Source organism: Pseudomonas sp. HMSC057H01 (assembly GCF_001836405.1).
GTDB lineage: Bacteria > Pseudomonadota > Gammaproteobacteria > Pseudomonadales > Pseudomonadaceae > Pseudomonas > Pseudomonas aeruginosa.
This window is the reverse complement of sequence record NZ_KV828413.1, coordinates 104,477-128,333: the sequence shown is the minus strand read 5'-3', so window position 1 is coordinate 128,333 and position 23,857 is coordinate 104,477. Positions and strand designations below refer to the sequence as shown.

The following is a 23,857-nucleotide window of genomic DNA, read 5'->3' as shown; positions in this document are numbered from 1 at the left end:
GACTGTTTTGCGACAAATGCTCACGCGGGTGCGCCGCAGGGTTGCCCGCAAATGTGCCGCGGCGTCCCAGGCGTGCCCCGGCTTGGTGCCGCTCGGCGCGGCAGCCTGGCCCGTGGCTCCCGGCGCAAGCCGCGTTCCAGGGCTTTCCTGACCTCCTGGCCAGGTATTTGCACCGGCCGCGGCATCGTCGAGCAACCGACCGGGTCCGCCATGTCCGCACCTTCCTCCTTCGCGCCGCCGCGCCTCGAACTACGCGGGATCAGCAAGCGCTATCCGGGTTGCCTGGCCAACGACCGCATCGACCTGTGCATCGACGCCGGCGAGATCCACGCCCTGCTCGGTGAGAACGGCGCCGGCAAGAGCACGCTGATGAAGATCATCTACGGCGTGACCCGTCCCGATGCCGGCGAGATCCGCTGGCAGGGCGAGCCGGTGCAGGTGCGCGACCCGGCTCGCGCCCGGGCGCTGGGGATCGGCATGGTGTTCCAGCATTTCTCCCTGTTCGAGACGCTCAGCGTGGCGGAGAACATTGCGCTCGCCCTCGGCACCGAGGCGGGCAGCCCGCGCCGGTTGGAGGCGCGTATTCGCGAGGTGTCGCAGCGCTACGGCATGCCGCTGGAGCCTCGCCGGCTGGTCCATGGGCTGTCCATCGGCGAGCGCCAGCGGGTGGAGATCGTGCGCTGCCTGATGCAGGACATCCGCCTGCTGATCCTCGACGAGCCGACCTCGGTGCTGACCCCGCGCGAGGCCGAGGATCTCTTCGTCACCCTGCGCCGTCTTGCGGAGGAGGGTTGCAGTGTCCTCTTCATCAGCCACAAGCTGGCCGAGGTCCGTGCGCTCTGCCAGCGCGCCACGGTGCTGCGCGGCGGACGGGTGGCCGGACAGTGCGTGCCGGCGCAATGTTCCGATCTCGAGCTGGCGCGGCTGATGGTGGGCGACGCCGAGGGCCTGGCGGCGGAGTATCCGAAGGTTACCGGCGGCGCGCCTTTCCTCCAGGTGCGCGACCTGCACTGGCGCAACCCGGACCCCTTCGGCGTGTCCTTCGCCGGCCTCGACCTGGAGGTGCGCAGCGGCGAGATCCTCGGTATCGCCGGGGTCGCCGGCAATGGCCAGGACGAGTTGCTTGCCCTGCTCAGCGGCGAAGTGCGCCTGCCGCGCGCCCAGGCCGAGCGCATCCGCCTCGGCGGCTGCGCCGGCGCGCACCTGGCGCCGGATGCGCGGCGCCGCGCCGGCCAGGCCTTCGTGCCCGCCGAGCGGCTGGGGCACGGCGCGGTGCCGGAGATGAGCCTGGCGGACAATGCGCTGCTCACCGCCTTCCAGCAGGGACTGGTGAAGCGCGGGTTGGTCCGGCGGCGCAAGGTGCTGGCGCTGGCCGAGGAGATCATCCGCCGTTTCGCCGTGAAGGCCCCGGGTGCCGGGGCGCCGGCACGCAGCCTTTCCGGCGGCAACCTGCAGAAGTTCATCCTCGGCCGCGAGATCCTCCAGGCCCCGCGCCTGCTGGTGGCGGCGCATCCCACCTGGGGCGTGGACGTCGGCGCGGCGGCGCTGATCCACCGCGCGCTGATTGCCTTGCGCGATGCCGGTACGGCGATCCTGGTGGTCTCCGAGGACCTCGACGAGCTGTTCCTGCTCAGCGACCGCATCGCCGCGCTGTGTTCGGGTCGGCTGTGCCCGGCGGTCGCCACCGCGAGCGCTTCGCCGCAGCAGGTCGGCGGCTGGATGGCCGGTCAATTCGAGGCGCCGGCGGCGGTCGCCGGCGCCGTTGCCCAAGGGAGCCTGTGATGCTGTTGTCCCTGGAACCGCGCGGCCGGCAGTCGCGCTGGATGCTGCTGGCCTCTCCGCTGCTGGCGGGGTTGCTGACCCTGGTCTGCGGCGCGCTGCTGTTCGCCTGTCTCGGCCACGATCCGTGGCAGACCCTGCATACCGTGCTGGTACAGCCGCTCAGCGACCTCTATGGGCTCGGCGAGCTGCTGGTCAAGGCCATGCCGATCCTGCTCTGTGCCCTCGGCCTGGCACTGGCCTACCAGGCGCGCGTGTGGAACATCGGCGCGGAGGGCCAGTTGCTGGTCGGCGCCCTGGCCGGCAGCGCGGTGGCGATCCAGTTGCTCGACTGGCAGAGCCGCTGGGCGCTGGCCTGGGTGCTGCTCGCCGGCACCGCTGCCGGGGCGCTCTGGGCCGGGTTCGCCGCCTGGCTGCGAACGCGCTTCAACGCCAACGAGATCCTGACCACCATCATGCTCAACTACATCGCGCTGAACCTGCTGCTGTACGGCGTGCACGGGCCGTTGAAGGACCCGGATGGCTTCAACTTCCCGCAGTCGGCGCTGTTCGGCGAGGCCAGCCGCCTGCCGGCGCTGTTCGAGGACAGCCGGGTGCACCTTGGCGCATTGTTCGGCCTGCTGGCGCTGGCGGCGGTCTGGGTGCTGGCGCAGCGCAGCTTCCTCGGTTTCCAGGTCCGCGTGCTCGGCCTCGACCGCCGCGCCGCCGGTTTCGTCGGTTTCCGCGAGAAGCGCCTGGTCTGGTTCGTGCTGCTGTTCTCCGGCGCGCTGGCAGGCCTGGCCGGCGTCTGCGAGGTCGCCGGGCCGATCGGCCAACTGGTGCCGCAGGTCTCGCCGGGCTACGGCTATGCGGCGATCACCGTGGCCTTCCTCGGCCGTCTCAATCCCTTCGGCATCCTCTGCGCCAGCCTGCTGATGGCGTTGCTCTACCTCGGCGGCGAGGCCGCGCAGATGAGCCTCAACCTGCCGTTGGCGCTGACCGGGCTGTTCCAGGGGATGATGCTGTTCTTCCTCCTCGCCTGCGACGTGCTGATCCTCTACCGCCCACGTTTGCACGGACGCTGGCGCAAGCGCCCGGCGCTGCGCGACGCCCTGGCCTGAGCCGAACCGCCGAGGAACCACGATGGATATCGATCTGCTCGACAACCTGCTGTTCGCCATGGTCCGCACCGGTACTCCGCTGCTGCTGGTGGCGCTGGGCGAACTGGTCTGCGAGAGAAGCGGAGTGCTCAACCTGGGCCAGGAGGGGATGATGCTGTTCGGCGCGGTGATCGGCTTCATGGTCGCCTTCTCCAGCGGCAGCCTGTGGCTCGGCGTGCTCCTCGCGGTGCTCGCCGGCATGCTGTTGGCGGCGCTGTTCGCCGGGGTCGCCCTGTACCTGAACGCCAACCAGGTGGCCTGCGGCCTGGCGCTGACCATCTTCGGCGTCGGCCTGTCGTCGTTCGTCGGCGCCGCCTGGGTCGGCAAGCCGCTGCAAGGGTTCGCCCCGCTGGCGCTGCCGGTGCTGGGCGAGTTGCCGCTGCTCGGGCGCATGCTGTTCGCCCAGGACGCGCTGGTCTACCTGAGCCTGGCGCTGTTCGCCGCGGTCGCCTGGATGCTCCTGCGCAGCCGCGCCGGGCTGGTTCTCCAGGCGGTCGGCGAGAACCCCGACGCGGCCAGCGCGATGGGCCTGCCGGTGCTGCGCGTGCGCACCCTGGCGGTGCTCTTCGGCGGCGCCATGGCCGGCCTGGCCGGTGCCTACCTGTCGCTGGCCTACACGCCGATGTGGGCGGAGAACATGACCGCCGGACGCGGCTGGATCGCCCTGGCGCTGGTGGTCTTCGCCAGTTGGCGGGTGTTCCGCGTGCTGCTCGGTGCCTGGTTGTTCGGCCTGGCCAGCATCCTGCACCTGGTGGCCCAGGGGATCGGGCTGTCGATTCCGGCCAACCTGCTGGCGATGCTGCCCTATGCGGCGACCATCCTGGTGCTGGTCCTGCTCTCCCGCGATGCCCTGCGCACCCGGCTGTATGCCCCGGTTTCCCTGGGCCAGCCGTGGAAGGCCGGGCACTGACGAGGGCAGGTTCTTCGATTAGTTGTTTTAACTATTTATATATTCTTCGATAGATTTAGATAATTTCACTGATGGCCTAAATCAATGGGGCATTTTTGCCGAACCCCGTTAAGATTCTCCCAGTCGATTTGAAACACCCCATTCAACTGAGAGAGGAACGACTGATGTCCCTGATCAACACTCAAGTCCAACCGTTCAAGGTCAACGCTTTCCACAACGGCAAGTTCATCGAGGTGACCGAGGAATCCCTGAAGGGCAAGTGGTCGGTCCTGATCTTCATGCCGGCTGCCTTCACCTTCAACTGCCCGACCGAGATCGAAGACGCCGCCAACAACTACGGCGAGTTCCAGAAAGCCGGTGCCGAGGTCTACATCGTGACCACCGACACCCACTTCTCGCACAAGGTCTGGCACGAAACCTCCCCGGCCGTCGGCAAGGCCCAGTTCCCGCTGATCGGCGACCCGACCCACCAGCTGACCAACGCCTTCGGCGTGCACATCCCGGAAGAAGGCCTGGCCCTGCGCGGTACCTTCGTGATCAACCCGGAAGGCGTGATCAAGACCGTCGAGATCCACTCCAACGAGATCGCCCGTGACGTCGGCGAGACCGTGCGCAAGCTGAAGGCCGCCCAGTACACCGCCGCCCACCCGGGCGAAGTCTGCCCGGCCAAGTGGAAGGAAGGCGAGAAGACCCTCGCTCCGTCCCTGGACCTGGTCGGCAAGATCTAAGACCGCGCCGGCGGCATTCGCCGCCAGCCTCTCCGGCGGACGATCCCTCGCGGATCGTCCGCCCTTCACCCAGCCAACGCGCCGTGCAGGGCGGATGTCCCATCCGCCGGGGATACGTTTGCCCGAATTTCGAGGAGCTGAACCATGTTGGACGCCAATCTTAAAACCCAGTTGAAGGCCTACCTGGAAAAGGTCAGCCAGCCGTTCGAGATCGTCGCGTCCCTCGATGACAGCGACAAATCCCGCGAGCTGCTGGGCCTGCTGCAAGACATCGTCGGCCTGACCGACAAGATCACCCTGAAGACCGACGGCAGCGATGCGCGCAAACCGTCGTTCTCGCTGAACCGCCCCGGTGCGGACATCGGCCTGCGCTTCGCCGGTATCCCCATGGGCCACGAATTCACCTCGCTGGTGCTGGCCCTGCTGCAGGTAGGCGGCCACCCCTCCAAGCTCGACGCGGACGTGATCGAGCAGGTCAAGGGCATCGAGGGCACCTTCGAGTTCGAAACCTACTTCTCGCTGTCCTGCCAGAACTGCCCGGACGTGGTCCAGGCGCTGAACCTGATGGCCGTGCTCAACCCGAACATCCGTCACGTCGCCATCGACGGCGCGCTGTTCCAGGATGAGGTCGAGGCGCGCCAGATCATGTCGGTGCCGAGCATCTACCTCAACGGCGAAGTCTTCGGCCAGGGCCGCATGGGCGTGGAAGAGATCCTCGCCAAGATCGACACCGGCGCCGCCGCCCGCGACGCCGAGAAGCTGACCGCCCGCGACGCCTTCGACGTACTGGTGGTCGGCGGTGGTCCGGCCGGCGCCGCGGCGGCGATCTACGCCGCGCGCAAGGGCATTCGCACCGGCGTCGCCGCCGAGCGCTTCGGCGGCCAGGTGCTGGACACCATGGCCATCGAGAACTTCATCTCGGTGCAGGAGACCGACGGGCCGAAGCTGGCGCGGGCGCTGGAAGAGCACGTGCGTCACTACGAGGTCGACATCATGAACCTGCAGCGCGCCAGCAAGCTGGTTCCGGCGAAGAACACCGGCGAGTTGCACGAGGTGCAGTTCGAGAGCGGCGGCAGCCTCAAGGCCAAGACCCTGATCCTCGCCACCGGCGCTCGCTGGCGCGAAATGGGCGTGCCCGGCGAGCAGGAATACAAGGCCAAGGGCGTGTGCTTCTGCCCGCACTGCGACGGCCCGCTGTTCAAGGGCAAGCGCGTGGCGGTGATCGGCGGCGGCAACTCTGGCGTCGAGGCGGCCATCGACCTGGCCGGCATCGTCGCCCATGTGACCCTGCTGGAATTCGACAGCAAGTTGCGCGCCGATGCCGTGCTGCAACGCAAGCTCTACAGCCTGCCGAACGTCGAGGTGATCACCAGTGCCCTGACCAGCGAAGTGAAGGGCGACGGCCAGAAGGTCACCGGCCTGGTGTACAAGGACCGCAACTCCGAGGAGTTCAAGTCGATCGAGCTGGAAGGCATCTTCGTGCAGATCGGCCTGCTGCCCAACACCGAGTGGCTCAAGGGCAGCGTCGAGCTGTCGCCGCGTGGCGAGATCATCGTCGACGCCCGTGGCGAGACCTCGCTGCCCGGCATCTTCGCCGCCGGCGACGTGACCACGGTGCCGTACAAGCAGATCGTGATCGCCGTGGGCGAGGGCGCCAAGGCTTCGCTGAGCGCCTTCGACCACCTGATCCGGACCTCCGCGCCGGAGTGACCCGGCCAGCGACCGTCGAACCAGGGACGCCCGGAGCGCGAAAGCGCCCCGGGCGTTTTCGTTGGCGCGACCGCCCGCCTCAGGCCGGGATATCCAGGTTCGCGTGGCCCGGCGCGGCGGCCGCCTCGGCGTAGACCTTCTCGTCCTCCTCGATCACCCGCGAGGCCGGCCCCACCAGCAACGGGTCGGGCTCATGGGCGATGCGCCGGTCCTTGTCCGGGTAGTCCAGCGCGTGCAGGAAGTGGCGGATGCAGTTGAGTCGTGCGCGCTTCTTGTCGTCGGACTTGATGACCGTCCACGGCGCGTCGGCGGTGTCGGTATGGAAGAACATCGCCTGCTTGGCGGCGGTGTAGTCGTCCCACTTGTCCAGAGACTTGATGTCGATGGGCGACAGCTTCCAGTGCTTGAGCGGATCGTCGCGGCGCGAGATGAAGCGCCGCAGTTGCTCCTCGCGGCTCACCGAGAACCAGTACTTGAACAGCAGGATGCCGCTGTTGCTCAGCATGCGCTCCAGCTCGGGGGCCTGGCGCATGAACTCCAGGTATTGCAGTGGCGAACAGAAGCCCATGACCCGCTCGACGCCGGCGCGGTTGTACCAGGAGCGGTCGAAGAAGACCATCTCGCCGGCGGTGGGCAGGTGCTGGATGTAGCGCTGGAAATACCACTGGCCCTGCTCCTGGGAGGAGGGTTTCTCCAGGGCTACGATCCGCGCGCCGCGCGGGTTCAGGTGCTCCATGAAGCGCTTGATGGTACCGCCCTTGCCGGCGGCGTCGCGGCCTTCGAACAGGACCACCACGCGCTGGCCGGTCTCCTTCACCCAGCTCTGCACCTTGAGCAGTTCGATCTGCAGGTCGTGCTTGGCTTTCTCGTACTCGTTGCGGCGCATCCGCGTGTGATAAGGATAGTTCGCCGGCAGGCTCGCCGAGGTGCTGTCCTCGCTGCTGCCGTGGGGCGCGCTGGCGACCTGCAGGGCCACGGGCTTCTGGCTGATCGCCTGGATCTCCTCGCGGGCCTTCTGCGCCGGGCTGGCCACCCGCGGGCGGCGGGTCGCCGGCTTGCGTGGGGCGCGGCGGGCGGCTGGCCGGGCCGGCTTGGCCGGCTGTGCGGCGGGTTGCTCGGGGGAGGGGGGAGTGACAGTGGGTTCTTCGCTCATGCGGGGCTCCTTCCGTTCTACGTTTTCAGCTATGCAGTCCCCCACTCTATGCCCCTGCCGGAGGTCGTCCGTTGACCCCCATCAAACCGCGCCCGGCTGCCGCCGGGAGGAAAGCCTTACACCTCTCCGACAATCCCTTGTAGGATATCTCCACGCGCGCGGCGTCCCGTCGCCCCGCGGACCTGGATCAGCAGACAGGGTGAACACTGAGCTGGCTCTCATCAACCGAGGGCCGGCAGCGTTCGCGCCGGCCCGCCGATCCGACGAAGGTCCGCACATGTCCCGCACCTGGATTCGCAAACCCCTCGCCATCTTCACCGCCAACGGTCTCGACGCCGCCGGCGGCCTGGTCGTCGAAGACGGCCGCATCGTCGAGCTGCTCGGCGCCGGCCAGCAGCCCGCGCAGCCCTGCGCCAGCCAGTTCGACGCCAGCCGGCACGTGGTCTTGCCGGGACTCATCAACACCCATCACCACTTCTACCAGACCCTCACCCGCGCCTGGGCGCCGGTGGTCAACCAGCCGCTGTTCCCCTGGCTGAAAACCCTCTACCCGGTCTGGGCGCGGCTGACCCCGGAGAAGCTCGAACTGGCCACCAAGGTGGCGCTGGCCGAGCTGCTGCTGTCTGGCTGCACCACTGCCGCCGACCACCACTACCTGTTCCCCGGCGGCCTCGAACAGGCTATCGACGTGCAGGCCGGGGTGGTCGAGGAACTGGGCATGCGCGCCATGCTCACCCGCGGCTCGATGAGCCTCGGCGAGAAGGACGGCGGCTTGCCGCCGCAGCAGACGGTGCAGGAGGCCGAGACCATCCTCGCCGACAGCGAGCGACTGATCGCTCGCTACCACCAGCGCGGCGAAGGCGCCCGGGTGCAGATCGCCCTGGCGCCCTGCTCGCCGTTCTCGGTGACTCCGGAGATCATGCGCGCCAGCGCCGAACTGGCGGCGCGCCATGACGTACGCCTGCACACCCACCTGGCGGAGACCCTCGACGAGGAAGACTTCTGCCTGCAGCGCTTCGGCCTGCGCACCGTGGACTACCTGGATAGCGTCGGCTGGCTCGGCCCGCGCACCTGGCTGGCCCACGGCATCCACTTCAACGCCGAGGAGATCCGCCGGCTCGGCGAGGCGGGCACCGGTATCTGCCATTGCCCGAGTTCGAACATGCGCCTGGCCTCGGGCATCTGCCCGACCGTGGAGCTGGAGGCGGCCGGCGCGCCGATTGGCCTGGGAGTCGATGGTTCGGCCTCCAACGACGCCTCGAACATGATCCTCGAGGCGCGCCAGGCCCTGTACCTGCAACGCCTGCGCTACGGCGCCGAGCGAATCACCCCGGAACTCGCCCTGGGCTGGGCCACCCGTGGCTCGGCACGCCTGCTCGGACGCAGCGACATCGGCGAGCTGGCCCCCGGCAAGCAGGCCGACCTGGCCTTGTTCAAGCTCGACGAGCTGCGCTTCTCGGGTAGCCACGACCCGCTCTCGGCGCTGCTGCTGTGCGCTGCCGACCGTGCCGACCGGGTAATGGTCGGCGGCGCCTGGCGAGTGGTCGATGGTGCCGTGGAAGGGCTCGACCTGGCCGCCCTGATCGCCCGCCACCGCGAGGCGGCGAGCGCCCTGATCGCCGGGTGAGGCGGGCGCCGACGGAGGAGGCGCCAGGCTTCCTCTGTCGGTTCGCATAGGTCGGCGCCTGGCCTGCAACCGGCTAGACTTCGGCATCCCCCACCAGGAGCCGACCATGTCCCGCGCCGCCCGCCCCCGCAATCGCTTTTGCAGCCTTCTGCTAGGACTCTCCCTGCTGATGCCCGCCAGCCTTCCTCTGTCCGCTGCCGAAACGGCGGCGGCGCAATCGCCGCGGACCCTGATCATCGACACCGACCCGGGCGCCGACGACGTGATCGCCCTGCTGTTCGCCATGGCCTCGCCGAAGGAGCTGAAGATCCAGGCGCTGACCACCGTCGCCGGCAACGTGCCGCTGGAAAAGACCGCGCGCAACGCCCGGCTGGCCCGCGAGTGGGGCAAGCGCCCGGATATCCCGGTCTACGCCGGCGCCCCGCGGCCGCTGCTGCGCACGCCGATCTACGCCGCCGACGTACACGGCAGCGAAGGCATCACCGGCGTCGAGGTGCATGAGCCGAAGCAGCCGCTGGCCGAAGGCAACGCGGTGGACTACCTGATCCGTACCCTGCGCGCGGCGCCGGAGAAGAGCGTGACCCTGGCCATGCTCGGCCCGGAGACCAACCTCGCGCTGGCCCTGACCCAGGCCCCGGACATCGTCAAGGGCATCCGCGAGATCGTGATCATGGGCGGCGCCCACTTCAACGGTGGCAACATCACCCCGGCCGCCGAATTCAATATCTTCGCCGACCCCCACGCGGCGGAAATCGTGCTCAAGAGCGGGGCGCCGATCACCATGCTGCCGCTCGACGTGACCCACAAGATCCTCACCAGCCCCGAGCGCATCGCCAAGCTGCGCAACCTCGGCAACCGAGCCGGCAAGACCGTCGCCGACATCCTCGACGCCTACGTCCAGTACGACATCAAGTACTACGGCCTGAAGGGCGGCCCGGTGCACGACGCCACGGTGGTCGCCTACCTGCTCAAGCCCTCGCTGTTCAAGGGCAAGCGGATCAACGTGCAGGTCGACAGCCGCGAGGGCATCACCTTCGGCCAGACCGTGGCCGACTGGTACGGCGGCCTCAAGCAGCCGGCCAACGTCGAGTGGATCAACGAGGGCGATGCCCAGGGGTTCTTCGACCTGCTCACCGAGCGTATCGCCCGCCTGCCCTGAGCGGGCTTCCCGCGGCGCCCGGCGTGGGCGCCGCGCTCAGAACGCGTAGCCGACGTTGAAGTAGTGGCCGATCCCGCTGGAGTCGGTGCGGCGTCCGTCCAGTTGCTCGCCGTCGCGCCACTGGGTCATGTTGCGGTAGACCTTGGCGCCGTAGCCGAACTTCCAGTGTTCGGTGTGATACCAGAGCCCGAGGTAGGCCTGGAAGCCGTTATCGGTACGGTATTCGCGCTCGAAGGCATCGTCCTTGTCGGGCAGCTTCGAGCCGAACTCGTAGTCGAAGAAGCCCTGGAAGGCGATGAAGCGCTTGCCGCCGAACTGCGCCAGCGGCTTGAACCAGTTCATGTGGGCGACGTAGCCGTCCCAGGCGTTCTCGTTGGACGCGCCGTAGTTCTTGTCGATGTAGCGCGCGTAGAGATTGAGCCCCACCGTACCCAGCCAGGGCAGCTCGGTGTTGGTGCCGATGCCCGACCACAGCACGTTCAGCCCCGGTCCCTGGCGCGCGTCGGCGTAGTAGTAGTCGAAGGCGACGAACCATTCGCGGATCGGGCCGATGGAGAAGTCGCGGCCGAGCAGGCGGTCGATGGAGAGACGCGGCTCGATGTCGACGAACCAGTTCTCGCCGTCGGGTACGTCCGAGCTGGCGTCGTCGAAGAGGTTCTTGTAGTCGATGTAGCCGTACAGGTCGAGCACCCCCTTGCGGCCGCCGAACTCCCATTCCAGGTAGCTGTCGTCGGTCAGGTAGGGGCCGCCGCGCTGGTTGAACGCGCGGTAGACGTGCAGGTTGTTCCAGAGCCCTTCGCGGGCGGCGTTCTCGTCGTTGTTTTCGGCGCCGAAGGCGGCGGCCGCGCACAGCGGGGCGGCACAGCACAGCAGGGCTTTGCGCATGGGAAGTCCTTGCCTGGAGTGGGACGGGTCGGACTCAGCCGCGGGATTGCCCGGCGAGTTGCCGGAGAGCCTGCTCGGCGTCGCCGACGACGATCCTGCCGGGCACCGCCAGCATCAGGTTGAGCGGCAGGCCGAACTCTTCCAGGGCCATGCCGTCGCGGTCGCGGGTCGGATCCTCGCCGACCAGCTCCGGGGCGTGCCGGCGGATCCGCTCGGCGTAGCTGCCGGCGTCGTCGACGTAGCCATAGACCGGCTTGCCGAGAGCGGTGGCGTAGCCGACCTCGAAGGCGGTGCCGCTGTCCGGCTCGGCGCCGCGGAAGAAGTTCAGGTTGGCCAGCACCGCGTCGGCGCGTTCGATCAGGCCGATGTTGGCGCGGTAGATCCAGGCCGCCTGTTCGCGCGGCTCGGCGAGCTGTTTCGGCAGCGCGTTGTCCAGCGGGTAGAGGCCTTCGAAGCCGTAGCGTGCGCACAGTGCCTTGAGCGCTTCGCCGTGGGCGACGGCGTCGGCGCGGAACACGTCGGGACCGGCCAGATAGAGTTTCCGCGGTCTGGCCGCGGCGCGTACGCCCGGCAGGCTGCCGAGCAGGGCGCCGGCGGGCAGCAGCAGGGCCGCCAGGCGCAAGAAGGTACGACGGCTGCTGGAACCGTTGGATCGGCTCATCGGATGCTCCCCCCAGGATGCCGGACGCCCCGCGCGGGGGCCGTTGTTGTCCGGGGATTATGGGCAGCAAGCGACATGCCAGGCGGCGCCTACCTGTCAGCAGATAGGCGGCGGCTCGCGTGCTTATTCCGGCGCTCGGCGCGGGCGCTTCAGGCGTTCCCGCCGAGTTCCTCGGCGAGGCGTCGCAGGGCCTCGCGCGGACCGCCGGCGACCAGCCGCGAAGGCACCGCCAGCATCAGGTTCAATGGCAGGCCGAAACCCTCCAGTTGCCAACCGTCGCGGTCCTCGCCGGGGCGCTCGCCGAGCCATTCCGGGGCCAGCCGGGCGAGGCGCTCGGCGTAGGCGCCGGCATCGCTGAGGTAGGCATATACCGGCTTGCCCAGGGCCAGGGCGTAGCCCACTTCGAAGGCGGTGCCGCTGTCCGGCTCGCTGCCGCGGAACGGTTCGAGGTTGGCCAGCACGCAGTCGGCGCGCTCGATCAGGCCGACATTGGCGCGGTAGACCCAGGCGGCCTGGGCGGCCGGCTCGCGGATGTCGGCGGGCAGGGCGTGGTCGAGCGGATAGAGGCCGAGGAAACCGAACTCGGCGCAGAGCGCCTTGAGCATTTCGCCGTGGGCCTCGGCGTCGGGGCGGAAGACGTCCGGCCCGGCCAGGTAGATCGCGGTCATCGCGTGCGTGCCTTGTTACGGAAAGCCAGCGCCCATGGTAGGCCATCGTGGCGGCGCCGGCATGCACCAAGCGATGGCGCGCTGCACCGTCCTGCAGCCGCGCCGGCATGGCGCGGCACGCAGAAGCGCGGGCTTGAGCGGAGTTGTCCGGGTGGTCAGGTAATTGCATCGGCGGGCGGGCTGAACGCGAAGCCACGCCCGATGGCCAACCCTGCACTCACCGGAGCACGCCCATCCATGAAACACCGTCCCACGCAATCCCGCATGTCCGTCCTGCGCCGCCTTGCCGTCGTCCTCGGCCTCGGCGCCTGCGCTCTCGCCGCCGAGGCCGCCGAACCACTGAAGATCGGCTTCGTCTATGTCGGCCCGGTCGGCGACCACGGCTGGACCTACCAGCACGAGCTGGGCCGCCGCGAACTGGTGGAGCACTTCGGCGACAAGGTGAAGACCAGCTTCGTCGAGAACGTCGCCGAGGGCGCCGACGCCGAGCGGGTCATCCGCAACCTGGCGAAAGACGGCTACGGCCTGGTCTTCACCACTTCCTTCGGCTACATGAACCCCACCGCCAAGGTGGCCCGACAGTTTCCCAAGGTGACCTTCGAGCACGCCACCGGCTACAAGCGCGACAGGAACCTCGGCACCTACCTGTCGCGCTCCTACGAGGGACGCTACGTCGGCGGCTTCCTCGCGGCGAAGATGACCCGCAGCCACAAGATCGGCTACATCGCCTCGTTTCCGATTCCCGAGGTGATCCGCGACATCAACGCGATCCAGCTGGCGCTGGACAAATACGACCCGCAGGCCGAACTCAAGGTGATGTGGGTGAGCACCTGGTTCGATCCGGGCAAGGAGGCCGACGCGGCCAACGCGCTGATCGACCAGGGCGTCGACGTGGTGTTCCAGCACACCGATAGCCCGGCGCCGATCCAGGCCGCCGAGCGTCGCGGGGTGTACGCCGTGGGCTACGCCTCGGACATGCAGCACTTCGGTCCGAAGACCGTGCTCACCTCGATCGTCAACGACTGGGGCCCGCACTATATCCGCTCGGCCCAGGCGGTGATGGACGGCACCTGGAAATCCGAGGACTTCTGGGGCGGCTTGGCCGAGAGTACGGTGGTCCTGCCGCTGAACCAGGAGGTGCTGCCGGCGCCGGTGCGGGAAGAGGCGGGCAGGCTGATCGAGTCGATCCGCAGCGGAGCCTTCCACCCCTTCACCGGGCCGATCCGCGACCAGTCCGGCAAGGAGCGTTTCGCCGCCGGCGTCAGCGCGACCAATGCCGACCTGGCGTCGATGAACTATTACGTGGAAGGCATCAAGGCCGACCTGCCGAAGTGAGCCCTGGCCTTGTATGGAAAAAGTCGCCGAGCGCAGGCACTTTCCGTACAGGGCCCATCGAGGAGAGCGCGATTGGACCGTCTACCCATCATCGACATCGCCCCGCTCTACGGCGCCGACCGTGGCGCCTGGAACGACGTGGCGCGGCGGATCGACCAGGCCTGCCGCGAGTGGGGCTTCTTCTACATCGCCGGACACCCGTTGCCGGCCGCGCGCTTCGAAGCCCTGCTGGCGGCGGCGCGGGAGTTCTTCGCGCTGCCTGTCGAAGAGAAGCTGAAGATCGATATCACCCGTAGCCGCAACCATCGCGGCTATGGCGCGATCGCCACCGAGCAGCTCGACCCGGCGTTGCCCAGCGACTTCAAGGAGACCTTCGACATGGCCCTGCACCTGCCGGCGGAGCATCCCGACGTGCGCGCCGGCAAGTCCTTCTACGGGCCCAACCGACACCCCGACCTGCCCGGTTGGGAGGCCCTGCTGGAAGGACACTATGTCGACATGCTGGCGCTGGCCCGTACCGTGCTGCGCGCCCTGGCCATCGCCCTGGGGATCGAGGAGGACTTCTTCGACCGCCGCTTCGAGCAGCCGGTCAGCGTATTCCGCCTGATCCACTATCCGCCGGCCGCCGCCCGACAGAGCGCCGACCAGCCCGGCGCCGGCGCGCACACCGACTACGGCTGCGTGACCCTGCTCTACCAGGACGCCGCCGGTGGCCTGCAAGTGCAGAACCGCCAGGGCGAATGGATCGACGCGCCGCCCATCGACGGCACCTTCGTGGTCAACATCGGCGACATGATGGCGCGCTGGAGCAACGACCGTTACCGCTCGACCCCGCACCGGGTGATCAGCCCGCGCGGGGTGCATCGCTACTCCATGCCGTTCTTCGCCGAACCGCACATGGACACCGAGATCCGCTGCCTGCCGGGCTGCTTCGACGCGGACAACCCGCCGAAGTATCCGCCGACCACCTGTGGCGAGTGGCTGACCTCGCGCTTCGCGCAGACCTATGCCTATCGGCGCGGCGAAACGGCCTGAGCCGCCCGTCGCGCGCGGGAGCGGCTCGCGGGTTTGCCGCGGGCCTGACTCCCGGGACAGGTTAAACTTGCCGGCCAAGACCAGCCTGATCGAGAACCCACCCCATGTACGAATGGCTCAACGCCTTGCCCAAGGCCGAACTGCACCTGCACCTGGAAGGTACCCTGGAGCCGGAGCTGCTGTTCGCCCTCGCCGAGCGCAACCGCATCGCCCTGCCCTGGAACGACGTCGAGACCCTGCGCAAGGCCTACGCCTTCAACAACCTGCAGGAATTCCTCGACCTCTACTACGCCGGCGCCGACGTGCTGCGCACCGAGCAGGACTTCTACGACCTGACCTGGGCCTACCTGCAGAAGTGCAAGGCGCAGAACGTCGTCCACGTCGAGCCGTTCTTCGACCCGCAGACCCACACCGATCGCGGCATTCCCTTCGAGGTGGTGCTCGCCGGCATCCGCGCCGCGCTGCAGGACGGCGAGAAGCTGCTGGGCATCCGCCATGGGCTGATCCTCAGCTTCCTCCGCCACCTCAGCGAGGAACAGGCGCAGAAAACCCTCGACCAGGCGCTGCCGTTCCGCGACGCCTTCATCGCCGTCGGCCTCGACAGCTCGGAAGTCGGGCATCCGCCGAGCAAGTTCCAGCGGGTCTTCGACCGCGCCCGCAGCGAAGGCTTCCTCACCGTCGCCCATGCCGGCGAAGAGGGGCCGCCCGAGTACATCTGGGAAGCCCTCGACCTGCTCAAGGTCGAGCGCATCGACCACGGCGTGCGCGCCTTCGAGGACGAGCGGCTGATGCGGCGGCTGATCGACGAACAGATCCCGCTGACCGTCTGCCCGCTGTCCAACACCAAGCTCTGCGTGTTCGACGACATGAGCCAGCACACCATCCTCGACATGCTCGAACGCGGCGTGAAGGTGACGGTGAACTCCGATGACCCGGCCTACTTCGGCGGCTATGTCACCGAGAACTTCCATGCCTTGCAGCAGAGCCTGGGAATGACCGAGGAGCAGGCCAGGCGCCTGGCGCAGAACAGCCTGGATGCGCGCCTGGTGAAGTGAGGGGCGGCGCGCCGGGCAACCCGGCGCGCGACCCGCAAGGCGTTTCGTCGTCGCCGGCTTCTCGGTATTGATGATAAGCATTATCATTTGCGGGCTGCTCAGCATTCCCATGGCGCCGCCCCGGCGCCGGCTTTCGTGCAGCCGTCCCTCACCGATGCCCGACCGCGACCTACCCTCCGGCCCGCGCCCGGATGCCTTGCCGGCAGACGGCGAGGCGGCGCGCCGCGCGGATCTGCTCAAGGCCTTCCTGGCCCAGCGCCAGCGCATGGAAAGCCTGGTCAGCCGCTGGGTCGGCTGCCGGGCGACCGCCGCCGACCTGGTCCAGGAACTGTTCCTGCGCTTCTGGCGGCGCCCGGCCGCCCCGGTGGAGGAGCTTGGCAGCTACCTCCTGCGCAGCGCGCGCAACCTGGCCATCGACCACTTGCGTGGCGAAGGATCGCGGCAGCGGCAACTGGACGACTGGCTGCCGGAGCAGCGCCAGGGCGAGCCGGTCGGTCCCGAGCAGGCGCTCGAGGCCGGCGACCAGTGGCGCCGGGTCGAGGCCGCCTTGCGCGGCCTGCCCGAGCGGACCCGGCGGATTTTCCTGCTCAATCGCATCCACGGCCGCACCTACGCGGAGATCGCCCAGGCCATGCAGCTTTCCCAAAGCGCCGTGGAAAAACATATGATGCGCGCCCTCGACGCCTGCAAGGCGAGCCTGGCCGGCCCGGCCGGCGAGCAGGCAAGGAGCGCCCAGCCATGACCCGACCCGATAGCGACGCCGCGCCCTACGATCCCGTCCTCGAGCAGACCGCCCAGGTCTGGCTGGTGCGCCTGCGCGGTACGCCGGATGCGGCGACCCGGCGGGCCTTCGAGGACTGGCTGGCGCAGCGGCCGGCGCATGCCGAGGCCTATGCTCGCGCCGAGGCGCTCTGGCGCCTGACGGAAATACCGGCGAGCCGCCTGGCCATCGAAGAGGCTGATGCCCTGGAAGCCTACCTGCGGCCGCGCCGAGCGTCGCGCAACCCGCGGCGCTGGGCCTACCCGCTGGCCAGCGTCGCCTGCCTGCTGGCGATGCTCTGGCTGGGCGGCTGGTGGCAGCCCGGCGACTGGCTGCAGGACTGGCGTGCCGACTATGTCGCCGCGCCGGGACAGGTCGCCGAATGGAAGCTGGCCGATGGCTCCTACCTGAGCCTGGACGCCGGCAGCGCGGTGCGCGTGCGTATCGACGGCGGCCAGCGGCGGGTCGAACTGCTGCGCGGCGCCGCCGCGTTGCGGGTGAAGCGCGACACGCTGCCATTCGTGGTCGAGGCCGGCGAAGGCCGGGCGCGGGTACTGGGCACCGAGTTCGAGGTCCGTCGCGGCGCCGGGGCGACCCGCGTCACCGTGCTGCAAGGGCGGGTCGCGGTGAGCGCCGGCACGGGCGCGGGCGCCGCCGAGGAAGTGCTGAGCGCCGGCCAGCAGGTCGGCTTCGCCGACGGCAGGCTGGGCCGGCCCGTGGCCATCGACGCCGCCGCCGCGCTGGCCTGGCGCCAGGGCTGGCTGAGCTTCTACCGGCGGCCGCTGGCGGAAGTGCTCGACGAACTCGCTCGCTACTACCCTGGACGCATTCTCCTGCTCGACGACGCGCTCGGCCGCCAGCCGGTCAGCGGCAGCTTCCGCAGCGACGATCCCGAAGCCGCGCTGAAGTCGCTGCAGGCGGTGCTCGGCTATCGCCAGCAGATCCTGTTCGGACGCCTGGTGGTGATTCGCTGACGGCGGCCCCGCTCCGTTTGGCCGCAGGAATCTTTCCCGGCGAAGAATTTTTTTGCGCTGGGGGGTGAGGTAAATCCGGCGCCGCTTCGTGTAGTGCTCATGACCGCGATTGATTCGCATTAGAAAAGCGACCGACACGAGCAACCCATGACCCCGTTCCCGCGCTTCGCCCTGCGTACTCTCCCCGCCCTGTTCCTCAGCCTCGGCTGTCTCGCCGCCACCGCGCAGGCCGCCGAGGCGGTTCGCTATCGCTTCAGCCAGGCTGCCGCGCCGCTGGCCCAGGCGCTCAACGCGTTCAGCCGGGCCAGCGGGCAGACGCTGCTCTACACCGCCGAGCTGCCGCCGCAGGCGACCGCCCCGGCATTGCACGGTTCGCTGGACGCGGAGGAGGCGCTGCAACGCCTGCTGCAGGGCAGCGGCCTGCGCGCGCGGCGGATCGACGAGCGCACCCTGACCCTGGAACCGATCCCCGCCAGCGGCGCGCTCGACCTCGATGCCACGACGGTGTCCGCCGCCGCCCCGGCGCAGGGCTACCGGCCGGCGGCCAACGCCTCGATCAGCCGCGGCGATGCGCCGCTACTGGAAATCCCCCAGGCGATCAGCGTGGTCCCGGCACAGGCGCTGCAGGACCAGCGCCCGCGCAACCTTGACGACGCGCTGGGCAACATCAGCGGCATCACCCAGGCCAACACCCTCGGCGGTACCCAGGACGCGGTGATGAAACGCGGCTTCGGCGACAACCGCGACGGCTCGATCATGCGCGACGGCATGCCCTCGGTGCAGGGCCGCAATTTCACCGCCACCGCCGACCACGTCGAGGTGCTGAAGGGGCCTGCATCCCTGCTCTATGGCATCCAGGACCCGGGCGGGGTGGTCAACGTGGTGAGCAAGAAGCCGCAACTGCAACAAGCCAACGCCCTGACCCTGCGTGGCTCGGCCTACGCCCACGGGCGCAACGGCAGCGGCGGCCAGCTCGACTCCACCGGCCCGCTGGGCGACAGCGGACTGGCCTACCGGATGATCCTCGATCATGAGGACGAGGATTACTGGCGCGACTTCGGCAAGAGTCGCGAGACGCTGGTGACGCCCTCGCTGGCCTGGTACGGCGAGGACACGACGGTCAACCTGAGCTACGAGCACCGCGAGTTCACCACGCCGTTCGACCGTGGCACGGCCATCGACCCGCGTACCAACCGCCCGCTGGACATCCCGCGCAGCCGGCGCCTGGACGAGCCCTTCAACATCACCGAGGGCCGTTCCGAGCTGACCCGCCTGGATCTCGAACGGCAGCTCGACGACACCTGGAAGGCCCACTTCGGCTACGGCTACAGTCGCGAGACCTACGACGACAACCAGGCCCGGGTGATGGCCGTGAATGCCGACGGCACCCTGACCCGGCGCATGGACGGCACCCACGGCGCGGTCAGCAGCGACAGCTTCGCCACCCTCGGCCTGAGCGGAACGCTGCAACTGGCCGGGATGCAACATGACCTGCAATTCGGCATGGACCACGAGAAGCGCAAGATCTTCCGCGCCGACCTGCTGCGCGACAGCAAGACCAGCCGCTTCGACTACCTCGACCCGGTCTATGGCCAGGTGGTGCCGTCGACCCGGGTGGTCGCCGGCGACAGCGACCAGACCGACAAGCTGCGCAGCGACTCGCTGTACTTCCAGGACTCGATCCACCTGGACGAACGCTGGATCCTGGTCGGCGGCGCGCGCTACCAGATCTACGACCAGCTCGCCGGGCGCGGCCGGCCGTTCAACGCCAACACCGACATCAACGGGCAGAAATGGGTGCCGCGCGGCGGCCTGGTCTACCGCCTGAGCGACGAGGTTTCGCTGTACGGCAGCTACACGCGCTCGTTCAAGCCGAACTCGACCATCGCCCCGCTGAGCACCGGCGAGACCATCGATTCGGCGATCCTGCCGGAGGAGGCGACCTCCTGGGAGCTGGGCGCCAAGCTGGATGTGCCGGGGCGTCTCAGCGGCACCCTGGCGCTGTTCGACATCCGCAAGAAGAACGTGCTGGTCAACGAACTCGACGGTGCCGGCAACAGCAGCGTGCGCGCCGCCGGCCGGGTCCGCTCGCGCGGCCTGGAGCTGGACCTCACCGGCCAGCTCAGCGAACGCTGGAGCCTGATCGGCAGCTACGCCTGGCTCGCCGCGGAAGTCACCGAGGACCCGACCCTGGAGGGCAAGCGCCTGCAGAACGTGGCGCGCAACACCGCGTCGCTGTCGGCGGTCTACGAACTCGGCCAGCTCTTCGGCGGCGACCGCCTGCGCCTGGGCGGCGGCGCGCGCTACGTCGGCAAGCGCCCGGGCGACCCGGCCAATTCCTTCGACCTGCCGTCCTACACCGTGGCCGATGCCTTCGCCAGCTACGACACCCGCTTCGGCGGACACGGCGTGAAGTTCCAGCTCAACGTGAAGAACCTGTTCGACCGCACCTACTACCCGTCCAGTGCCAATCGCCTGTACGTGGCGATGGGCGAGCCTCGGCAGTTCCAGCTGTCGACGACGGTGGAGTTCTGAGTCGGCGCTCGTTCCAGGTGGGGTTCCCCGGCGTCCTCCTGGACGTGGAGGCCCCCCCTGAAGGGCGAAGGGTCGGCGCGATGCTGCCCGACCATGCTCCATCCGGTTCCTTCTTCCCCCAGGGAAGGGATTGCCCGGCACGTGAGTCGTTCCGCTATCCAGTGCCTTCTCCCATTGGGGAAAGGAAGGCGGAGTACCGCCTGGCACGACCTCGCCGCACGCCACACCTCGTTCCCAACCCGCCCGTTGGGTACCATGCCCGCACCACTCGCCGCCACGGCCGCCCCATGAACCTCGACAACCGCATCAAGTTCCGCCACCTCGCCTGCTTCCTCGAAGTCGCCCGCCAGCGCAGCTTCGCCAAGGCGGCGGATGCCGTGGCGGTGTCGCAGCCGGCGATCTCCAAGACCCTCAAGGAACTGGAGGAAATCCTCGGCGCGCGCCTGTTCGAACGGAGCAAGGCCGGCGCCGAGCTGACCGAGGCGGGCGTGACCTTCCTGCGCTATGCCGGCCCCTGCGTGCAGGCCCTGCGCGACGGAGTGAACACCCTGCGCGGTCACGAGGCGCAGGTCGAGACGGTGCGGGTCGGCGTGCTGTCGACGGTGGAGAGCCTGGTGGTGCCCGAGGTGATCCGGCGCCTGCACCGGCGCCACGGTGCGCTGGTGGTCAGCGTCGCCACCGGCCCCAGCGCCTACCTGCTGGCGCAACTGAAGGTCGGCGAGCTGGACCTGGTGGTCGGGCGGATGACCGATAGCCCGGACATCCAGGGCCTGACCTTCGAGCACCTGTACAGCGAGTCGATGATGCTGGTGGTGCGTCCCGGCCACCCCTTGCTCGCCGCGCCCCTCGGCGTCCTGCAGCGGCTGGCCGAATTCCCACTGGTGCTGCCGCTGGCCGGCACCACCATCCGCCGCCACGCCGACAGCCTGTTCGTGCAATGGGGCATCCCGCTCGCCGGACAGCGCCTGGAGACCCTCTCGCCGACCCTCAGCCGCAGCTATGTGTTGCGCAGCGAGGCGATCTGGGTGGCGCCGCGCGACGCCGTGCGCCTGGACGTCGGCAACGGCGAGCTGGCCGAGCTGGACCTGGGTATCCGCGAACCGGGCGGTTCGGTCGGGCTGTGCCACAACGCGGCCTTGCCGTTGCCGCTGGGGGCGCAATGGTTCAGCGCGGTGTTGCGCGAGGTGGCCGCCGAGTTGCACTGATAAAGCATAACCAAATGGTTATGTATATGGCTGGATAATTCACTGTCCCCGCCCCGCCTCCTGCGCAAGACTTCGTTTTCCATGCCTGAATCCACAAGCCTGGCGACCGATAACGCGAATAACAGGAGCCCGACATGCACGACGCCGAAAGCCGTCGTTTCGTCATCCGTGACCGAAACTGGCACCCCAAAGCCTTGACCCCCGACTACAAGACCTCCGTGCCGCGCTCGCCGAGCCAGGCGCTGGTGAGCATCCCGCAATCGCTCTCGGAAACCAGCGGGCCGGACTTCTCCCACCTCAGGCTCGGCCGCCACGACAACGACCTGCTGCTCAACTTCGACCACGGCGGCCTGCCCCAGGGCGAGCGCATCATCATGTTCGGCCGGGTCTTCGACCAGTACGGCAAGCCGGTCCCGCACACCCTGGTGGAGATGTGGCAGGCCAACGCCGGCGGGCGCTACCGGCACAAGAACGACCGCTACCTGGCGCCGCTCGACCCGAACTTCGGCGGCGTCGGCCGGACCCTCACCGACAGCGAGGGCCACTATTACTTCCGCACCATCAAGCCCGGGCCCTATCCCTGGCGCAACGGCCCCAACGACTGGCGTCCGGCGCACATCCACGTGTCCGTCAGCGGCCCGGCGATCGCCGCGCGGCTGGTCACCCAGATGTACTTCGAGGGCGACCCGCTGATCCCCAAGTGCCCGATCATCCGCACCCTTGCCGACCCGGAGGCGGCGCAGAGCCTGATCGGCCGGCTCGACATGAGCATGGCCAACCCGATGGATTGCCTGGCCTACCGCTTCGACATCGTCCTGCGCGGGCAGCGCAAGACCTTCTTCGAGAACGCCTGAGGAGCCGACCATGAGCCACGAACTGCTGCGGGAAACCCCTTCCCAGACCGCCGGTCCCTACGTCCACATCGGCCTGGCGCTGGCCGCCGCCGGCAACCCGACCCGCGACCTGGAGATCTGGAACCGCATGGCCCGCGAAGGCGCGCCGGGCCAGCACATCCTCCTGCTCGGCCACGTCTACGACGGCAACGGCCACCTGGTGCGCGACTCGTTCCTGGAGTTCTGGCAGGCCGACAGCGAAGGCCGCTACCAGGAGCGCTACGATCCGGAGCGACCGTTCAACAGCTTCGGCCGCACCGCCACCACCTTCGATGCCGGCGAGTGGACCCTGCACACGGTCAAGCCGGGGGTGGTGCGTAACGCCCAGGGCGTGCCGATGGCGCCGCACATCAACGTCTCGCTGTTCGCCCGCGGCATCAACATCCACTTGCAGACCCGGCTGTACTTCGATGACGAGACCGAGGCCAACGCCGCCTGTCCGGTGCTCAACCTGATCGAGCAGGCGCCGCGTCGCGACACCCTGCTCGCGCGGCGCTGCGAAGTGGACGGACAGCTCGCCTACCGTTTCGACATCCGCATCCAGGGCGACAACGAGACGGTGTTCTTCGACTTCTAGGCGCATCGATCGCGCGGGACGCGCGGGAAGGAAGGGCGCCCTTGCCGGAGCGGCAAGGGCGTACCCAGAACCCGCCGATGGGTACCTGACATTACTCCCGGAGGGCGATGGGTAGCCCCGACAGTACTACAGTCGGAGGCGCTCCGGTCAATTGCGATGATCGAACGAGTGTCCGATAATCGGCGAGCCTTTCCGTGACCCGAGCCCGAACGTCCATGAGCGAACTCCCGGAACACTCCGCCACCCTGGCGCCGCCGACCGTCCTTTCGCCAGCCAAGCGCATCAAGGCCTTCACCGGCGATCCCAACTTCATGACCTCGCTGGCCCGTGGCCTGGCGGTGATCCATGCGTTCCAGGAGCGCAAGCGGCACCTGACCATCGCCCAGATCAGCCACCGCACAGAGATACCCCGCGCCGCCGTGCGTCGCTGCCTGCACACGCTGATGCAGCTTGGCTACGCCACCACCGACGGGCGCACCTACTCGCTGTTGCCGAAGGTGCTCACCCTCGGTCACGCCTACCTGTCGTCGACGCCGCTGGCGATCACTGCGCAGCCGATCCTCGACCGCCTCAGCGAACAGCTCCACGAAGCCTGTTCGATGGCCACCCTGGAGGGCGACGACGTGCTCTACATCGCCCGTTCGGCCACTCCCCAGCGGCTGATTTCGGTGGACCTCAACGTCGGCAGCCGGCTGCCCGCCTATTGCACCTCGATGGGCCGCATTCTCCTCGCCGCGCTGGACGACGACGCGCTGCACGCCTACTTCGGCGGAGTGGAGATGCAGGCCAAGACCAGCCGTACCCTGTATACCCCCGAGACCCTGCTGCCGTGCCTGGTGGAGATTCGTCGCCAGGGCTGGTGCATCGTCGACCAGGAGCTGGAAGTCGGCCTGCGCTCGCTGGCGGTGCCGGTACGCGACTCCGCCGGCCATGTGCTCGCCGCGCTGAACGTCGGCACCCATGCCGGGCGGGTCTCCCGCGCCGAACTGGAAAGTCGCTTCCTGCCGTTGCTGCTGGAGGCCAGCCGCGAGCTGAGCGCGCGCCTGTTCACCTGACGCCGGAGGCGATC

Annotated in this window: 21 protein-coding genes; 17 read left to right on the top strand and 4 right to left on the bottom strand. The window is 68.7% G+C overall.

Going from position 1 to position 23,857, the window contains the following annotated elements; translation table 11 throughout:
* Positions 1–210: 210 nt before the first annotated feature.
* The 5 genes from HMPREF2581_RS07090 (at position 211) to ahpF (ending at position 6,266) form a co-directional block, all read left to right on the top strand.
* A complete protein-coding gene (locus HMPREF2581_RS07090) occupies positions 211–1,782 on the top strand; it encodes an ABC transporter ATP-binding protein (RefSeq protein WP_003137020.1) in 1,572 nt (523 codons plus the stop codon).
* A complete protein-coding gene (locus HMPREF2581_RS07085; RefSeq protein WP_003107144.1) occupies positions 1,782–2,879 on the top strand; it encodes an ABC transporter permease in 1,098 nt (365 codons plus the stop codon). Before HMPREF2581_RS07090 ends, HMPREF2581_RS07085 begins: the two co-directional genes overlap by 1 nt.
* A gap of 22 nt (positions 2,880–2,901) precedes the next feature.
* Positions 2,902–3,828, top strand: coding sequence for an ABC transporter permease (locus HMPREF2581_RS07080; protein ID WP_003083821.1), 927 nt, complete (start codon positions 2,902–2,904; stop codon positions 3,826–3,828).
* Positions 3,829–3,992: 164 nt separating this feature from the next.
* Positions 3,993–4,556: an alkyl hydroperoxide reductase subunit C gene (gene ahpC, locus HMPREF2581_RS07075; RefSeq protein ID WP_003083828.1), complete on the top strand. Its 564-nt coding sequence runs from the start codon at positions 3,993–3,995 to the stop codon at positions 4,554–4,556.
* 144 nt (positions 4,557–4,700) lie between these two features.
* Positions 4,701–6,266: an alkyl hydroperoxide reductase subunit F gene (ahpF, locus tag HMPREF2581_RS07070; RefSeq protein WP_003137023.1), complete on the top strand. Its 1,566-nt coding sequence runs from the start codon at positions 4,701–4,703 to the stop codon at positions 6,264–6,266.
* A gap of 79 nt (positions 6,267–6,345) precedes the next feature.
* Here ahpF and ppk2 read toward each other — a convergent pair whose 3' ends face one another.
* Positions 6,346–7,242 carry a polyphosphate kinase 2 gene (ppk2, locus tag HMPREF2581_RS07065; RefSeq protein WP_003137024.1) on the bottom strand — a complete coding sequence of 299 codons (897 nt, stop codon included), beginning with the start codon at positions 7,240–7,242 and terminating at the stop codon, positions 6,346–6,348.
* Positions 7,243–7,696: 454 nt separating this feature from the next.
* Here ppk2 and HMPREF2581_RS07060 point away from each other — a divergent pair, with 454 nt between their 5' ends.
* Positions 7,697–9,046 carry an 8-oxoguanine deaminase gene (locus HMPREF2581_RS07060; protein ID WP_003137026.1) on the top strand — a complete coding sequence of 450 codons (1,350 nt, stop codon included), beginning with the start codon at positions 7,697–7,699 and terminating at the stop codon, positions 9,044–9,046.
* 106 nt (positions 9,047–9,152) lie between these two features.
* A complete protein-coding gene (locus tag HMPREF2581_RS07055; RefSeq protein WP_003137027.1) occupies positions 9,153–10,205 on the top strand; it encodes a nucleoside hydrolase in 1,053 nt (350 codons plus the stop codon).
* A gap of 36 nt (positions 10,206–10,241) precedes the next feature.
* Here the strand turns inward: HMPREF2581_RS07055 and HMPREF2581_RS07050 are convergent, their stop codons facing one another.
* The 3 genes from HMPREF2581_RS07050 to HMPREF2581_RS07040 form a co-directional block, all read right to left on the bottom strand.
* Positions 10,242–11,090: a nucleoside-specific channel-forming Tsx family protein gene (locus HMPREF2581_RS07050; RefSeq protein ID WP_003083838.1), complete on the bottom strand. Its 849-nt coding sequence runs from the start codon at positions 11,088–11,090 to the stop codon at positions 10,242–10,244.
* 34 nt (positions 11,091–11,124) lie between these two features.
* Complete coding sequence (locus HMPREF2581_RS07045; RefSeq protein WP_003083840.1) at positions 11,125–11,751, bottom strand: nucleoside 2-deoxyribosyltransferase; 627 nt, start codon at positions 11,749–11,751, stop codon at positions 11,125–11,127.
* A gap of 149 nt (positions 11,752–11,900) precedes the next feature.
* On the bottom strand, positions 11,901–12,419 hold the full coding sequence (locus HMPREF2581_RS07040) for a nucleoside 2-deoxyribosyltransferase (protein WP_003137030.1): 519 nt from the start codon (positions 12,417–12,419) through the stop codon (positions 11,901–11,903).
* 237 nt (positions 12,420–12,656) lie between these two features.
* Between HMPREF2581_RS07040 and HMPREF2581_RS07035 the strand changes: the two genes are divergently transcribed.
* From HMPREF2581_RS07035 to HMPREF2581_RS06990, 10 genes are all read left to right on the top strand, one after another.
* Positions 12,657–13,754: a BMP family ABC transporter substrate-binding protein gene (locus tag HMPREF2581_RS07035; RefSeq protein WP_003137032.1), complete on the top strand. Its 1,098-nt coding sequence runs from the start codon at positions 12,657–12,659 to the stop codon at positions 13,752–13,754.
* Positions 13,755–13,826: 72 nt separating this feature from the next.
* The gene (locus tag HMPREF2581_RS07030; RefSeq protein WP_003106716.1) at positions 13,827–14,789 is read left to right on the top strand and encodes an isopenicillin N synthase family dioxygenase; all 963 of its coding nucleotides are present in this window, start codon (positions 13,827–13,829) and stop codon (positions 14,787–14,789) included.
* A gap of 104 nt (positions 14,790–14,893) precedes the next feature.
* Complete coding sequence (locus tag HMPREF2581_RS07025; RefSeq protein ID WP_003083850.1) at positions 14,894–15,844, top strand: adenosine deaminase; 951 nt, start codon at positions 14,894–14,896, stop codon at positions 15,842–15,844.
* Positions 15,845–16,040: 196 nt separating this feature from the next.
* Positions 16,041–16,586 carry an RNA polymerase sigma factor gene (locus HMPREF2581_RS07020; RefSeq protein ID WP_003112642.1) on the top strand — a complete coding sequence of 182 codons (546 nt, stop codon included), beginning with the start codon at positions 16,041–16,043 and terminating at the stop codon, positions 16,584–16,586.
* Positions 16,583–17,578 carry a FecR family protein gene (locus HMPREF2581_RS07015; RefSeq protein ID WP_003137034.1) on the top strand — a complete coding sequence of 332 codons (996 nt, stop codon included), beginning with the start codon at positions 16,583–16,585 and terminating at the stop codon, positions 17,576–17,578. The genes HMPREF2581_RS07020 and HMPREF2581_RS07015 overlap by 4 nt, the downstream gene beginning before the upstream one ends.
* Before the next feature lie 147 nt (positions 17,579–17,725).
* Entirely contained in the window at positions 17,726–20,113 is a 2,388-nt protein-coding gene (locus tag HMPREF2581_RS07010; protein WP_003137036.1) for a TonB-dependent siderophore receptor, read from the top strand.
* A 287-nt stretch (positions 20,114–20,400) separates the two neighbouring features.
* A complete protein-coding gene (gene pcaQ / locus HMPREF2581_RS07005) occupies positions 20,401–21,318 on the top strand; it encodes a pca operon transcription factor PcaQ (RefSeq protein WP_016254344.1) in 918 nt (305 codons plus the stop codon).
* A 134-nt stretch (positions 21,319–21,452) separates the two neighbouring features.
* The gene (gene pcaH / locus HMPREF2581_RS07000; protein WP_003102187.1) at positions 21,453–22,172 is read left to right on the top strand and encodes a protocatechuate 3,4-dioxygenase subunit beta; all 720 of its coding nucleotides are present in this window, start codon (positions 21,453–21,455) and stop codon (positions 22,170–22,172) included.
* A gap of 10 nt (positions 22,173–22,182) precedes the next feature.
* The gene (gene pcaG, locus HMPREF2581_RS06995; protein ID WP_003137038.1) at positions 22,183–22,788 is read left to right on the top strand and encodes a protocatechuate 3,4-dioxygenase subunit alpha; all 606 of its coding nucleotides are present in this window, start codon (positions 22,183–22,185) and stop codon (positions 22,786–22,788) included.
* A 215-nt stretch (positions 22,789–23,003) separates the two neighbouring features.
* Positions 23,004–23,843 carry an IclR family transcriptional regulator domain-containing protein gene (locus HMPREF2581_RS06990; protein WP_003137039.1) on the top strand — a complete coding sequence of 280 codons (840 nt, stop codon included), beginning with the start codon at positions 23,004–23,006 and terminating at the stop codon, positions 23,841–23,843.
* Positions 23,844–23,857 lie beyond the last annotated feature (14 nt).

Bases quoted from the DNA above. Each gene is read 5' to 3' on its own strand.
- HMPREF2581_RS07090 (WP_003137020.1), top strand. From the start codon at position 211: ATGTCCGCACCTTCCTCCTTCGCGCCGCCGCGCCTCGAACTACGCGGG.
- HMPREF2581_RS07085 (WP_003107144.1), top strand. From the start codon at position 1,782: ATGCTGTTGTCCCTGGAACCGCGCGGCCGGCAGTCGCGCTGGATGCTG.
- HMPREF2581_RS07080 (WP_003083821.1), top strand. From the start codon at position 2,902: ATGGATATCGATCTGCTCGACAACCTGCTGTTCGCCATGGTCCGCACC.
- ahpC (WP_003083828.1), top strand. From the start codon at position 3,993: ATGTCCCTGATCAACACTCAAGTCCAACCGTTCAAGGTCAACGCTTTC.
- ahpF (WP_003137023.1), top strand. From the start codon at position 4,701: ATGTTGGACGCCAATCTTAAAACCCAGTTGAAGGCCTACCTGGAAAAG.
- HMPREF2581_RS07060 (WP_003137026.1), top strand. From the start codon at position 7,697: ATGTCCCGCACCTGGATTCGCAAACCCCTCGCCATCTTCACCGCCAAC.
- HMPREF2581_RS07055 (WP_003137027.1), top strand. From the start codon at position 9,153: ATGTCCCGCGCCGCCCGCCCCCGCAATCGCTTTTGCAGCCTTCTGCTA.
- HMPREF2581_RS07050 (WP_003083838.1), bottom strand. From the start codon at position 11,090: ATGCGCAAAGCCCTGCTGTGCTGTGCCGCCCCGCTGTGCGCGGCCGCC.
- HMPREF2581_RS07045 (WP_003083840.1), bottom strand. From the start codon at position 11,751: ATGAGCCGATCCAACGGTTCCAGCAGCCGTCGTACCTTCTTGCGCCTG.
- HMPREF2581_RS07040 (WP_003137030.1), bottom strand. From the start codon at position 12,419: ATGACCGCGATCTACCTGGCCGGGCCGGACGTCTTCCGCCCCGACGCC.
- HMPREF2581_RS07035 (WP_003137032.1), top strand. From the start codon at position 12,657: ATGAAACACCGTCCCACGCAATCCCGCATGTCCGTCCTGCGCCGCCTT.
- HMPREF2581_RS07025 (WP_003083850.1), top strand. From the start codon at position 14,894: ATGTACGAATGGCTCAACGCCTTGCCCAAGGCCGAACTGCACCTGCAC.
- HMPREF2581_RS07015 (WP_003137034.1), top strand. From the start codon at position 16,583: ATGACCCGACCCGATAGCGACGCCGCGCCCTACGATCCCGTCCTCGAG.
- HMPREF2581_RS07010 (WP_003137036.1), top strand. From the start codon at position 17,726: ATGACCCCGTTCCCGCGCTTCGCCCTGCGTACTCTCCCCGCCCTGTTC.
- pcaQ (WP_016254344.1), top strand. From the start codon at position 20,401: ATGAACCTCGACAACCGCATCAAGTTCCGCCACCTCGCCTGCTTCCTC.
- pcaH (WP_003102187.1), top strand. From the start codon at position 21,453: ATGCACGACGCCGAAAGCCGTCGTTTCGTCATCCGTGACCGAAACTGG.
- pcaG (WP_003137038.1), top strand. From the start codon at position 22,183: ATGAGCCACGAACTGCTGCGGGAAACCCCTTCCCAGACCGCCGGTCCC.
- HMPREF2581_RS06990 (WP_003137039.1), top strand. From the start codon at position 23,004: ATGAGCGAACTCCCGGAACACTCCGCCACCCTGGCGCCGCCGACCGTC.